Source organism: Kitasatospora sp. NPDC096204, assembly GCF_044763205.1.
In the GTDB taxonomy this organism is placed as follows: domain Bacteria; phylum Actinomycetota; class Actinomycetes; order Streptomycetales; family Streptomycetaceae; genus Kitasatospora.
Genome location: NZ_JBIWFT010000017.1, coordinates 139,450 through 152,018, shown reverse-complemented (window position 1 = coordinate 152,018; position 12,569 = coordinate 139,450). Strand labels below are relative to the sequence as shown.

At 73.4% G+C, this 12,569-nt stretch carries 10 protein-coding genes; 4 read left to right on the top strand and 6 right to left on the bottom strand.

Annotated elements, in window-relative coordinates; genetic code table 11:
- Window positions 1-8 precede the first annotated feature (8 nt).
- Both ACIQ87_RS20585 and ACIQ87_RS20580 read right to left on the bottom strand, forming a co-directional pair.
- Window positions 9-1,781, bottom strand: a complete 1,773-nt coding sequence (locus tag ACIQ87_RS20585; RefSeq protein ID WP_402408566.1) for an ABC transporter ATP-binding protein — start codon at window positions 1,779-1,781, stop codon at window positions 9-11.
- Window positions 1,782-1,824: 43 nt separating this feature from the next.
- The gene (locus ACIQ87_RS20580; RefSeq protein WP_402408563.1) at window positions 1,825-3,600 is read right to left on the bottom strand and encodes an ABC transporter transmembrane domain-containing protein; all 1,776 of its coding nucleotides are present in this window, start codon (window positions 3,598-3,600) and stop codon (window positions 1,825-1,827) included.
- A gap of 670 nt (window positions 3,601-4,270) precedes the next feature.
- On the opposite strand from ACIQ87_RS20580, the gene ACIQ87_RS20575 reads away from it, so the two are divergent.
- Window positions 4,271-5,137: an aldo/keto reductase gene (locus ACIQ87_RS20575; protein ID WP_402408560.1), complete on the top strand. Its 867-nt coding sequence runs from the start codon at window positions 4,271-4,273 to the stop codon at window positions 5,135-5,137.
- Between the two features lie 178 nt (window positions 5,138-5,315).
- Here the strand turns inward: ACIQ87_RS20575 and ACIQ87_RS20570 are convergent, their stop codons facing one another.
- Complete coding sequence (locus tag ACIQ87_RS20570; protein WP_402408557.1) at window positions 5,316-6,140, bottom strand: MarR family winged helix-turn-helix transcriptional regulator; 825 nt, start codon at window positions 6,138-6,140, stop codon at window positions 5,316-5,318.
- 446 nt (window positions 6,141-6,586) lie between these two features.
- Here ACIQ87_RS20570 and fabG point away from each other — a divergent pair, with 446 nt between their 5' ends.
- A complete protein-coding gene (gene fabG / locus ACIQ87_RS20565) occupies window positions 6,587-7,354 on the top strand; it encodes a 3-oxoacyl-ACP reductase FabG (protein WP_402408554.1) in 768 nt (255 codons plus the stop codon).
- 378 nt (window positions 7,355-7,732) lie between these two features.
- Window positions 7,733-8,395, top strand: coding sequence for a phosphatase PAP2 family protein (locus ACIQ87_RS20560; RefSeq protein ID WP_402408551.1), 663 nt, complete (start codon window positions 7,733-7,735; stop codon window positions 8,393-8,395).
- Between the two features lie 127 nt (window positions 8,396-8,522).
- On the opposite strand, the gene ACIQ87_RS20555 is transcribed toward ACIQ87_RS20560, so the two are convergent.
- A complete protein-coding gene (locus tag ACIQ87_RS20555; RefSeq protein ID WP_402408548.1) occupies window positions 8,523-8,789 on the bottom strand; it encodes an I78 family peptidase inhibitor in 267 nt (88 codons plus the stop codon).
- A 72-nt stretch (window positions 8,790-8,861) separates the two neighbouring features.
- Between ACIQ87_RS20555 and ACIQ87_RS20550 the strand changes: the two genes are divergently transcribed.
- Window positions 8,862-9,131 (top strand): DUF6343 family protein, encoded by a 270-nt coding sequence (locus ACIQ87_RS20550; protein WP_402408546.1) that lies wholly within the window; start codon window positions 8,862-8,864, stop codon window positions 9,129-9,131.
- A gap of 71 nt (window positions 9,132-9,202) precedes the next feature.
- Here the strand turns inward: ACIQ87_RS20550 and ACIQ87_RS20545 are convergent, their stop codons facing one another.
- Window positions 9,203-10,603, bottom strand: a complete 1,401-nt coding sequence (locus tag ACIQ87_RS20545; protein WP_402408545.1) for an aspartate aminotransferase family protein — start codon at window positions 10,601-10,603, stop codon at window positions 9,203-9,205.
- Window positions 10,593-12,503: a 1-deoxy-D-xylulose-5-phosphate synthase gene (gene dxs, locus ACIQ87_RS20540; RefSeq protein ID WP_402408542.1), complete on the bottom strand. Its 1,911-nt coding sequence runs from the start codon at window positions 12,501-12,503 to the stop codon at window positions 10,593-10,595. Before dxs ends, ACIQ87_RS20545 begins: the two co-directional genes overlap by 11 nt.
- Window positions 12,504-12,569 lie beyond the last annotated feature (66 nt).

Here is a 12,569-nt window from a genome sequence, read left to right as displayed (position 1 = left end):
ACCTCCCGCTACCGCTCGTCCCGCCAGGACCGCCAGAGCGCCGCGTACGGGCCGCCCGCCGCGACCAGGTCCGGGTGGCTGCCGTACTCGCTGATCCGCCCGTCCTCGACCACCGCGATCACGTCCGCGTCGTGCGCGGTGTGCAGCCGGTGGGCGATGGCGATGACCGTCCGACCCTCCAGCACCCGGGAGAGCGAGCGCTCCAGGTGGCGGGCGGCCCGCGGGTCCAGCAGGGAGGTGGCCTCGTCCAGCACCAGGGTGTGCGGATCGGCCAGCACCAGCCGGGCCAGCGCCAGCTGCTGGGCCTGCGGCGGGGTCAGCGAGGTGCCGCCGGAGCCGACCTCGGTGTCCAGCCCCTCCGGCAGGGCGTCCACCCAGGCCCCGGCGTCCACCGCTTCCAGCGCGGCCCGCAGCCCGGTGTCGTCCGCGTCGGGCGCGGCCAGCCGCAGGTTGTCCCGCAGGGTGCCGACGAAGACGTGGTGCTCCTGGTTCACCAGCGCGACCTCCGCGCGCACCCGCTCGGCCGGCATCCGCGACAGCGCCGCCCCGCCGAGGGTCACGCTGCCGCGGCCGGGGGCGTAGATCCCGGCGAGCAGTCGGCCGAGGGTGGACTTGCCCGCCCCGGACGGCCCGACCAGCGCGACCCGGCTGCCCGGGGCGACGTCCAGGCTGATCCCGTGCAGGACGTCGGCGCCCTCGCGGTAGCCGAAGCGGACGTCCTTGGCCTCGACCCGACGGCCGTCCGGCCGGGCGGACTCGTCCCCCTCGTGCTCGGGCACCTCGCGCACGCCGACCAACCGCGCCAGCGAGGCCTGGCCGATCTGGAGCTCGTCGTACCAGCGCAGGATCAGGTCCACCGGGCCGGTCAGCATCTGCGCGTAGAGCACGCCGGTGGTCAGCTGGCCCACGGTGATCCAGCCCCGGAGGGTGAACAGCCCGCCGAGGACCAGGGTGGCGAGCACCGCCGAGGTGTAGACCGCGTCGATGGTCGGGAACCAGACCGTGCGCAGCCACAGGGTGTACCGCTCCCAGGCCAGCCACTCGCGCAGCTTGCGGTCCGTCAACCGGACCCGCTGGTCGCCCAGCCGCAGCGCCTCGACCGTCCGCCCGGCGTCGACCGTCTCGGCCAGCACGTTGCTCACCGCCGCGTACCCGGCCGCCTCGCTGCGGTAGGACTGCGGCGCGCGCCGGAAGTACCAGCGGGAACTGAACAGCAGCAGCGGCAGCCCGATCAGCGCCGTCAGCGCGAGCAGTGGCGAGGTGACCAGCAGCGCACCGAGCACCAGCAGCAACGACACCACGGCGACGGCGAGTTCGGGCACCGCCTCGCGCACCGACTTGTCCAGCCGGTCGACGTCGGTGGTGCCCCGGGAGACCAGGTCCCCGGTGCCGGCCCGCTCCAGCACGCCGGTCGGCAGGGCCACCGAGCGGACCAGGAAGTCCTCCCGCAGGTCGGCCAGCACCCGCTCGCCGAGCACCGCGCCGCGCATCCGCGACCAGCCGGTGAACGCCGCCTGGGCCACCAGTGCCAGCAGGTACCAGGCGACCGCCACCGCGATGGTGGACCCGGCGGTGCCGGCGGCCAGCGACTCGACCAGGCGGCCGAGCACCCAGGGCCCGACCAGCCCGGCCAGGGTGGCCGTCGAGTGCAGCGCCACCACCGCGGAGAACCCGGCGCGGTGCCGCCGGGCGAGCAGCAGCAGGTACTCGCGCACGGCGGCCGGGGATCCGACCGGCAGGGTGGCGACGGGCCCCTGTTCCTCCTGGACGGGGGGCTTCATGACGTACTCCTCGCGTGTGTGGCAGGGATCTCGGCGGCGGTCCTCATACGGCCCCACCCACCGGGCGGGCCGTTTCCTCCTCGCGGGTGACCACGGCCCGGTAGGCCGGCTCGGTCCGCATCAGTTCGCGGTGCCGACCGGCCGCGACGGCCCGGCCCTCCCGCAGCAGCACCACCCGGTCCGCCTGGTCGAGCAGCAGCGGACTGGTCGCGAACACCACGGTGGTGCGGCCCGCCCTGGTGTCCCGCAGCCCGGTGGCGATCCGCGACTCGGTGTGCGCGTCCACCGCGCTGGTGGGCTCGTCGAGCACCAGCACCGGCGGGTCCGCCAGCAGGGCGCGGGCCAGCGCGAGCCGCTGGCGCTGCCCGCCGGAGAGCGAGCGTCCGCGCTCGGTGATCCGGGCGCGCATCGGGTCGCCCCCGCACTCGGGCGAGCCGTCCACCAGGGCTTCCAGCACGTCGTCGGACCTGGCCGCCGCCAGGGCCGCGGCGGCCGGGACCCGCCCCGAGGACGGGATGTCGAACAGCTCGGCCAGCGTGCCGGAGAGCAGCACCGGCTCCTTGTCGTGGACCAGCACCGCCGCCCTGGCCTCGGCCAGCGGCACCGAGTCGAGCTCCGTACCGCCGAGCCGCACCGAGGCCTGCGCCCGTTCGCCCTCGGCCAGCGGGACGTGCCCGCCGAGCCGTTCGGCCAGCGCCCCGGCGAAGTCCGGGTCCCCGCAGACCACCGCGGTCAGCTCGCCGGCCCGAGCGGTCAGCCCGCTCGCCGGGTCGTGCAGGTCCGCCCTGTCCGGCCGGGCCAGCGAGGCCTCGGCGGTGCCGGCGGTCCGGGCCAGCGAGAGCACCCGCACGGCCCGCCCGGCGGAGACCCGGGCCACGCTCCAGGCGTGCGCCGCCTCGCCCAGGATGCGCAGCGGAGCGGCCAGGAAGGCCGTCGCTCCGTACACCGCGATCAGGGTGCCGACGGCGAGCTCGCCGTCGGCCACCAGCCGGGCGCCGTACCAGGTGACGCCGACCACGAACAGCCCGGGCAGCAGCACCTGCTGCGCCTGCATCAGCGACCAGATCCGGGACGAGCGGACGGCCGCCGCGCGGACCTTCTGGGAGGCGGCCCGGTACCGCTCCAGGAACAGCTCCTCACCGCCGATGCCGCGCAGCACCCGCAGCCCCGCGACGGTGTCGGCCGCCAGTTCGGTGGCCTTGCCGCCGAGGGCGCGCTGCTGCTCGTAGCGCCGCTCGAACGGGCCGATCAGCGGCCAGACGGAGGCGGCCAGCACCGGGACGCCGAGCAGCACCCCGGCCCCTAGCACCGGATCGACCGTCAGCACCGCCACGCTCACGGCCAGCCAGACGATCACCGCGGCCCGGACCCGGGCGACCAGCTCGACGTACCAGCCGATCCGTTCGACGTCCCCGCTGCCGACCGCGACGACCTCGCCGGTGGCGATCCGGCGGGACAGCCCGGCCCCCAGGTGCGAGGCCTGCCGGGCCACCAACTGCCGGACATGGGTGGCCGCGTGGATCCAGTTCCAGACCGCCTGACGGTGCAGCAGCACGGTCCCGACCGAGGCACCCGCGCCCAGCAGCAGCAGGAGCCCGCCGGACCGCCAGATCCCGCCGGCGTCGCCGTCCACGGCGGCCTGCACGCCGAACCCGAGCGGTACCGGCAGGGCGGCCTGGCACCCCATCTCGATCAGCGCCCAGAGGGTGGCGAGCAGTTGCCCGCGCCGCTGGCTGCGCTGCAGCCAGCGCAGGAAGGCCAGGGGTGAGGAGAGGTCGGGACTGCCGGGGTCGGCCAGCGGCAGAGGGGTGAGCAGCATGACACTCCGATGCGAGCGGTGCGCGGGTGCGGGTGTGCACGGGCGCACGGGTGACGGGGAGTTCGGGGGAACAGGGCGCACGGAACGCCTCGGTGACGTGCGCGCAGCGCGGGCGGCGGCCGAACGGCAGGCGGCCGGAGCCGACGGACGGATGATGCGCGGCACGGCGGCGGCGCGACATCGGCGATGCGCCCGGAGGAGACACCGAGCGGAGATGGAATGGGCACGAAGGGCCCGGACGTCAGGAGGTCATGGCCGCGAGCCTGCCAAGCTCCGTGTGATCCGCGCAACAGGTTTTTCCACCGCGGCCGCCCACCCCCGCGCCCCGCACCCCACGGCCCGGGCGACCCCCGCACGCCACACCCCGCACACCACCACGCCCCACGTCCCGCACGCCCCCTGCACGCCGGGGCCGCACGCCCCCGCGCACAGCCTCCGCACGCTCCCCGCACGCGAGTCCACAAGCCCCCACACGCCCCCGGAGGTCCTCACGGCTCCCCTCCGGTCCCCCACCAGGGCGGTCTCCGCCCCGCCACCGGCAGGGCCGCCGACCCCGGGCAAACCCTCGCAAAGCTTCACTCAAGATTCGCCCGTTCGGCGGGAACAATCACACCGGGGCACCAGTTGCCCCCACTGGAACCACAGGACAATCAGGAGGGCACCCCTTCCCGTGAGCACCATCCCCACCGTCACCCTGAACGACGGCGCGCAGATCCCGCAGCTCGGCTTCGGCGTGTGGCAGGTCCCGGACGCCGAGGCCACCCCGGCCGTCCGCGCCGCGATCGAGGCGGGCTACCGCTCCATCGACACGGCGGCCATCTACGAGAACGAGGCCGGCACCGGCGCGGCGATCGCCGAGGCGCTGGCGGGCGGCGTGGCCCGTGAGGACCTCTACGTCACCACCAAGCTGTGGAACTCGGGCACCCGCGACTGGTCCGGCCGGCAGGGCCGCGACGCGGTGCTGCGCGAGTTCGACGCCTCGCTGGCGAAGCTCGGCCTCGAGCAGCTCGACCTCTACCTGATCCACTGGCCCCGGCCGATGCACGGCGACAGCTACCTGAACATCTGGAAGGCGTTCGAGCAGCTGAAGGCGGACGGCCGGGTCACGTCGATCGGCGTCTCCAACTTCGGCACCGAGCAGCTGACCCGCCTGCTCGACGAGGCCACCGTCGCCCCGGTCCTGAACCAGGTCGAGCTGCACCCGTACTTCCCCCAGGCGGAGCTGCGCGCCTTCCACGCCGAGCACGGCATCGCCACCGAGGCGTGGAGCCCGCTGGGCCAGGGCAAGGAGCTGCTCGCCGAGCCCGCGCTGGTGAAGATCGCCGAGAAGCACGGCCGCACCGTCGCCCAGGTGGTGCTGCGCTGGCACCTCCAGAGCGGCGTGATCGCCATCCCGAAGTCGGTCACCCCGTCCCGGATCCGCGAGAACCTGGACGTCGCCGGCTTCGAGCTGGACGCCGAGGACCTCACGGCGATCGCCGCCGTGGCCACCGGCAAGCGGATCGGCCCGGACCCGCAGGAGTTCGACTGGAACTGACGCCCGGCCCGGGGGCCCGGCAGCCGGGCCCCCGACCCGCCTGACGCCCGGTCACGCGAAGACCGCCCGCACCCCTACGGGAGCGGGCGGCCTTCGGTGTGCCCCGATCCGCCAAAGCCCAGGCAGGGACCCTCAGCGTTTTGGCGAATCGTTTTGGCTACTGCGGCGAAGTTTTGGCCTAGAGCCTGGCCGCCTTCGCGATGAGCGCGAGCGCGGCTTCGTGCTCGCCCTCCTCCAGCGGCGCCAGCAGCAGCCGCTGGACCTCGGCCACCCCAGCGGCCGAGCGGTGCAGCAGGTCCTGTCCCGCCGGTGAGAGCGAGAGCAGGTTGCGCCGTCCGTCCGAGGGGTCGCGCCGACGCTGCACCAGACCGCGGCGCACCAGTCGGCTGACCATCTCGGCCATCGTGGCCTTGTCCAGCGAGGCGAGCTCGCCGACCGTGCGCTGGTCGGCGCCCGGTTCCAGCTCCAGCGCGTCCAGCACCGCGCACTGCGGAGCCGTGAGCTCGACGCCCACGTGCTCCGACCAGAGCTTGGTGTGCACCTGCTGGCTCACCCTGATCAGGTAGCCGATCGCCCGTTGGGCGTCCAGTATCGGCCGCGCGTCGGTGATGACGGCGACCGCCGCGGGCTCCAGCCTGGCTATCTTGGCCATCACCCGGACGATCTCGACCTGTTCCTCCGCCGTGAGCGGCTCGAACAGGACGCGCTGCACGCGGACCACACCACCGGTGGCCTCGCGCACCGCCTGGGCTCCGCTCTGCGAGAGCGCCAGCAGCTTGCGCCGGCCGTCGGCCGGGTCGCGCCTGCGCAGCACCAGGCCGCGGCGGACCAGCCGCGCGACCATCTCGGCCATCGTGGCCTTGTCCAGCGAGGCACGCTCGCCGACCGTGCGCTGGTCCGCACCCGGCTCCAGGGCCAGGACCAGCAGCACGGCGAACTGCGGAGCCGTGAGATCGGCTCCGACGTGTTCGGACCACAAGCGGGTGTGAACCTGCTGTGCCACGCGAATGAGGTGTCCGGGCGACTGCTGAAGTCGCGCAGACACGCGGGTTGTCGGGATCTCCCCCAGCACCATGTATCCGTCCCGATGTCACACCCGGTGTGTGTGGGACACCCGGGTGGGGCAGTAACGGCGAGTGGGCGTCCAGCTATGAGGGAGGGCGCTCCAGCCGTGCAGCCGGTGGCTGCTGGCGGACACTATACAAACGGCGGGCCCTTGCTGGCAGGCAGGGGCGGATAGTAGACGCAGGTTCGGCAACATTGGCATATTTACGGGCTGCGAAGGCCTTGCAGTAACCCGTTCTCAGCAGAAAGCCGACCGGTCGGTCCTTACCCACCGTCACCTGCGTCTCTCCACCCTGGCCGCGCCCCCTACCCGCCGGTAGGGTGTGGCCACCCCTCTCCGGGGGCTCTCCCCGGGAGGCACCCCCGAGAGAGACGAGAGCGAGCATGACCGAGCAGAGCACCGCCCCCCGGGTCGCCGTCGTCACCGGCGCCGCCCGCGGTCTGGGCGCCGCCACCGCCGTCCGGCTGGCCGCCGACGGCTACGCGGTCGCCGTCCTGGACCTGGACGAGGCGGCGGGCAAGGAGACCGTCGACCGGATCACCGCAGCCGGCGGCCGGGCGCTGGCCGTCGGCGCCGACGTCTCGGACGCCGAGCAGGTCCAGGCCGCCGTCGACCGGGTGACCGCCGAGCTCGGCGCCCCGGTCGTCCTGGTGAACAACGCGGGCGTACTCCGCGACAACCTGCTCTTCAAGATGTCCGAGTCCGACTGGGACACGGTCATGAACGTTCACCTCCGCGGCGCCTTCCTGATGACCCGCGCGGTGCAGAAGCACATGGTCGACGCCGGTTTCGGCCGCATCGTCAACCTGTCCTCCTCCTCGGCCCAGGGCAACCGCGGCCAGGCCAACTACTCGGCCGCCAAGGCCGGTCTCCAGGGCTTCACCAAGACTTTGGCCATCGAGCTGGGCAAGTTCGGCATCACGGCCAACGCGGTCGCCCCCGGCTTCATCGCCACGGACATGACAGCCGCCACCGCGGCCCGGGTCGGCATGGACTTCGAAGACTTCAAGCGGGCTGCGGCCTCTCAGATCCCGGTCCAGCGGGTCGGTCGGCCCGAGGACGTCGCCCACACCATCTCGTTCCTCGCGAGCGAGGACGCCGGCTTCGTCTCCGGCCAGGTGATCTACGTCGCGGGCGGCCCCCTCGACTGAGCACGGAACCTACACAGGGTTACCACGGAGTGGGAAGCCGGGCGCACCGGCCTCCCACTCCGCCTGCTTTACCGGGGCTTTTGCAGAAGCATTCGACGACCACACTGACATTCGATCCCGGAATAGCGGAAATCACCCCCCGAGCCGCCCCGGTTCGACCCTATTGTCGATTTCCCGGGAAAATGACAATTACCACCGGAATAGCCCTGTCCGGCTGGGTAAGGTCACCCCGTGCAATCCAGAAGTACCCCCGCTCCCATTCCGCGCCAGGGGCCGGGGCACCCCACCGCGGAAACCGGCCGCCGGGAACGCCCCACCACGCCCCTTCGGCCCCTCCCCCCGGTCGGCCCCGATCCCCGCGAGCCCGACTGGCCCCCGATGAGCCGGCGCCGGGCCGCCCTGCTCGCCGTCACCCTCGCCGGCTACCTGCTGGTGCTGGCCGGGGTCCTGCTCAACACCGCGCTGGTCGACCTCGACTGGTCGGTCCGGCTGCTGCGCCCCTACGAGCGGTGGCCCCGGCTGGAGCCGCTGCTCGACACCTGGGTGGTCGCCGGGCAGCGCGGCCCCTCGGCGATCGCCGCCTTCATCTGGCTCGGCTGGCGGGCCCACCGCCTCGGCCGGGTACGCCCGCTGCTGGTCATGGGCATCGCGCTGCTGTTGCTCAACGTCACCGTCGGCGCGGTCAAGATCGTCACCGGCCGGCTCGGCCCGCACTACGCCCAGTACGTCGGCTCACCCGAGCTCTTCTCGGGCGGCACCATCTTCCCCTCCGGCCACACCGCCAACGCGGTGGTGACCTGGGGGGTGCTCGCCTACCTCGCCGTCCGCTGGCGGCGCACCGGCGCGCTGATCGCCGCCGCCACCGCCTGCTCGATCGGCCTGACCACGGTCTACCTGGGCACCCACTGGGTCACCGACGTCCTGGCCGGCTGGGCCGCCGGACTGCTCGTCCTGCTCTCCCTGCCGCTGCTGGAACCCCTGGTCGCCGCCGCCGAACAGCGGCTCCACCGGCGCTTCGCCCGCCGCCACCTGCCCTGCTGAACGACGGCCATCCCGAACCCGAACCGCCGGAACCCGAACCGGCCCGAGCCCGAACGAGCCCGCACCGGCCGGAGCCGCCCCGGACGGCAGCCAGCCCGGACGGCAACCGGCCCGGGGGCGCCCGGACCTACCCCTCCCAGCTGCGCTCGACCACCCCGTCGCGCACCGCGAGGTTGAGCCGCCCGTACCGGTACTCCATGGTCATCAGGTCCCCCGGCTCCAGCACCCGGACCGACGCCCAGCCGTGCCGCCGGGCCAGCTCCCGGGCCCGCTCGATCCGCAGCCCCGCGTACCCCTCGCCGTCCGGACCCGCCTCACCCGGGCCGGAACCCGCGCCCGGGCCCGAGCCCGCCGCGTCCGAACCCGCGTCCGAACCCGCGTCCGAACCCGACATCGCGCCTCCCCGGCTGGTCCCTCGGACGTACGCTGGAATCGTAGCCCGACCGTGCGGTCCGGAGGTGAAGGCATGCGCACCACCCCGCGCCGGTGGCGAAGCGGCACCGAGCCGGTCACCGCCCGCAGCGACCTCAAGCTCCGCTACCTGCTCTCGCTCACCTTCACACCGCTGTTCGCGCTGGCCACGGTGGGCTTCGCGCTCTGGGCGGCCGCCTCGCCGGCCTCCGGCGTGCCCAGCCGGGGCACCCTCATCGGGTTCGCGGTGGCCTGCGGCCTGCTCACCCTGTTCGCCGTCGTCGATCTCGTGGTGGTCATCCGGCGCCGCCGGACCGAGCTCTGACGCGGTGTCTCCCACGGAGTGGGAAGCCGGCCGGGCCGGCCTCCCGCTCCGCGCCACCCGCGGCCCCCGCCTCAGCGGCCGCCGACCGCCTGCTTGACCAGCGTGCGCCCGAAGTCCCACATCAGTCCGCTCCCCCGGTGGGCCTCGTCCATGATCGCGGTGAAGGCGTCCACGAACCGGTCCACGTCGTGCTCGGTGATGATCAGCGGCGGGATCAGCTTGATCACTTCCAGGTGGTCCCCGGACACCTGGGTCAGGATGCGGTGCCGCTGCAGCAGCGGCACCACCACCATCTGCGCGAACAGCCCCTTGCGCGCCGCCTGGAGCGCGGTCCAACCGGCGCGCAGCTTGAGCGACTTGGGCCGGCCGAACTCGATCCCGATCATCAGCCCGCGCCCGCGCACCTCTGCGAGCAGCTCGTACTCGTCGACCAGTGTGGCCAGCCGTTCGCGGAAGTGGTCGCCCACCTTGCGGGCGTTCTCCACCACCTGCTCGTCGCGCATCACCTCCAGGGTCGCCAGCCCGGCCGCCATGGCCTGGGCGTTGGACCCGAAGCTGGCCGAGTGCACCAGCACCCGGTCCATCGAGGAGTACACCTTCTCGAAGATCCAGCTCTTGCCGAGCGTGGCCCCGACCGGCACGTACCCGCCGGACAGCGCCTTCGCCGCGCAGACCAGGTCGGGCAGCACGCCGTCCTCGTGCTGGTAGGCGAAGAACTCGCCGGTGCGGCCGATGCCGGTCTGCACCTCGTCGCAGATCAGCAGCGCCCGGTGCTCGTGCAGCAGCGCCTGGGCCGCCCGCAGCCAGCCGGGCGGCGGCGCCTGGACGCCCTTGCCCTGGATCGGCTCGACGATCAGCCCCGCGACGTCGCCGCGCTTCAGCTCCTTGGCCAGCGCGCCGAGATCGCCGAGCGGGATGGCGGTGTCCGGCAGCAGCGGGTCGAAGCCCTTGCGGAAACCGCTCTCCCCGTTGACCGAGAGCGAGCCGGTGGTCAGCCCGTGGAAGGCGTGGTCGGCGTAGAGGATCCGGCGGCGTCCGGTGGCGTAGCGGGCGAACTTGAGCGCGGTCTCCACCGCCTCGGTGCCGCTGTTGCCGAAGAACACCCGGTCCAGCCCGGGCGCGTACGACAGCAGCCGCTCGGCCAGCAGCCCGGGCAGCGGTGAGCAGTCGAAGCGGACCAGGTCGGGCAGGTCGAGGTCCATCACCTGCTGGACCGCCGAGCGCACCACGGGATGGTGGCGGCCGAGCGCGAAGATGCCGAAGCCGGCCAGCATGTCGAGGTACTCGTTGCCCTCGGCGTCGTAGAAGTACTGGCCCTGGGCCCGCTCGTAGTACTTGTCGAAGCCGATGGTGTGCAGCATCCGCGGCAGCTGCGGGTTGAGGTAGCGGCCGTGCAGCTCGTAGCGCTCGCTGCCGCGTTCGGCGATCAGCGCGGCGAGGTCGAAGGCGGGGCGGTCTGGTTCAGCCGGCATGGCGCGGGTTCGCTCCTCGGGTCGGTAGCAGGTTCTTGGCGAAGACGGCGGTCTGGGCGGCGACCCCGGTTCCGGTCAGCCCGGCCTCCTCCAGGATCTCCCCGCGCGAGGCGTGGTCGAGGAACTCCTGGGGCAGGCCGAGCACCCGCACCGGCACGTCCACGTCGGCGTCGCGCAGCGCCTGGGCGACGGCCGAACCGACGCCCCCGGTACGGCCGTTGTCCTCGACGGTGACCACCAGCCGGTGGGCGGCGGCCAGTTCGGGCAGCACCGGGTCGACGGGCTTGACCCAGCGCGGGTCGACCACGGTCGCGGTGAAGCCCTCGGCGAGCAGCAGCCGGGCCGCGTCCAGGCAGGCGGAGGCGGTGGTACCGACCGCGACCAGCAGGATCTCCGGCGCCCGCCCGGTGCGCAGCAGCACGTCCACTGCGCCGATCCGCTCGACGGCCGGCACCGCGGGCCCGATGTTCCCCTTCGGGAAGCGCACCACGGTCGGGGCGTTTTCGACCTCGACGGCCTCGCGCAGCTGGGCGCGCAGCTGTTCGGCGTCGCGCGGCGCGGCGAGCCGCAGGCCGGGCACGACCTGGAGGATCGACATGTCCCACATGCCGTTGTGGGAGGCGCCGTCCGGCCCGGTCACCCCGGAGCGGTCGAGGACGAAGGTGACGCCCAGCCTGTGCAGGGCGACGTCCATCAGCACCTGGTCGAAGGCCCGGTTCAGGAAGGTCGCGTACACCGCGACCACCGGGTGCAGCCCGCCGGTGGCCAGCCCCGCGGCGCTGGTGACGGCGTGCTGCTCGGCGATCCCGACGTCGAAGGTCCGCTCCGGGTAGGCCTTGGCGAACGGGGCCAGGCCCACCGGCTGGAGCATGGCCGCGGTGATCGCCACGAGGTCCGGCCGTTCGGCGCCGAGGGTGAGCAGTTCGTCCCCGAACACCGAGGTCCAGGAGACGCCGCCGCTGGGCGAGATCGGCAGGCAGGTGTACGGGTCGATCGGGTTGACGGCGTGGAAGCGGTCGGCCTCGTCCTGCTCGGCCGGCCGGTAGCCGCGCCCCTTGACGGTCAGGCAGTGCACGATGACCGGCCCGCCGAAGTTGCGGGCCTGGCGCAGCGCCTGTTCGACCGCGCCCAGGTCGTGGCCGTCGATCGGCCCGAGGTACTTGAGGCCGAGGTCCTCGAACATGCCCTGTGGGGCGAAGGCGTCCTTGAAGCCCTTCTTGGCGCCGTGCAGCGCGTCGAAGATCGGCTGGCCGACCAGCGGGGTGCGCTGCAGGGCCTCCTTGCCGAGGGCGAGGAACCGCTCGTAGCCCCGGGTGGTGCGCAGGGTGGCCAGGTGGTTGGCGAGGCCGCCGATGGTCCTGGCGTAGGAGCGCTCGTTGTCGTTGACGACGATGACCAGCGGCCGGTCGCGCGCCTCGGCGATGTTGTTGAGCGCCTCCCAGGCGAGTCCGCCGGTGAGCGCGCCGTCGCCGATCACGGCGACGGTGTGCCGGTCGTGCTGGCCGAGCAGTCGGGCGGCCTTGGCCAGGCCGTCGGCGTAGGAGAGCGCGGTGGAGGCGTGCGAGTTCTCGACCAGGTCGTGCTCGGACTCGCCCCGCGAGGGGTACCCGGAGAGTCCGCCGCGCATCCGCAGCCGGCCGAAGTCCTGGCGGCCGGTGAGCAGTTTGTGGACGTAGCTCTGGTGGCCGGTGTCGAAGACGATCCGGTCGTACGGCGAGTCGAAGACCCGGTGCAGCGCGATGGTGAGTTCCACCACTCCGAGGTTGGGCCCGAGGTGGCCGCCGGTGCGGGTGACGGCGTCGATCAGGAAGTCGCGGATCTCGTCGGCGAGCAGCGGGAGTTCGACCGCCGGGAGCTTGCGCAGCTCGGCCGGGGACGTGACGCGGGAGAGCAGTGACATGGGTACACCTCACGACTCGGAGCGGTGCGGTGGTGCCTCCACCCGGCCCGGGCGCGGGGCCGGACC

Excerpts from the sequence above, each read along its gene's own strand:
- ACIQ87_RS20585 (WP_402408566.1), bottom strand. The coding sequence starts at position 1,781 with ATGAAGCCCCCCGTCCAGGAGGAACAGGGGCCCGTCGCCACCCTGCCG.
- ACIQ87_RS20580 (WP_402408563.1), bottom strand. The coding sequence starts at position 3,600 with ATGCTGCTCACCCCTCTGCCGCTGGCCGACCCCGGCAGTCCCGACCTC.
- fabG (WP_402408554.1), top strand. The coding sequence starts at position 6,587 with ATGACCGAGCAGAGCACCGCCCCCCGGGTCGCCGTCGTCACCGGCGCC.
- ACIQ87_RS20560 (WP_402408551.1), top strand. The coding sequence starts at position 7,733 with ATGAGCCGGCGCCGGGCCGCCCTGCTCGCCGTCACCCTCGCCGGCTAC.
- ACIQ87_RS20555 (WP_402408548.1), bottom strand. The coding sequence starts at position 8,789 with ATGTCGGGTTCGGACGCGGGTTCGGACGCGGGTTCGGACGCGGCGGGC.
- ACIQ87_RS20550 (WP_402408546.1), top strand. The coding sequence starts at position 8,862 with ATGCGCACCACCCCGCGCCGGTGGCGAAGCGGCACCGAGCCGGTCACC.
- ACIQ87_RS20545 (WP_402408545.1), bottom strand. The coding sequence starts at position 10,603 with ATGCCGGCTGAACCAGACCGCCCCGCCTTCGACCTCGCCGCGCTGATC.
- dxs (WP_402408542.1), bottom strand. The coding sequence starts at position 12,503 with ATGTCACTGCTCTCCCGCGTCACGTCCCCGGCCGAGCTGCGCAAGCTC.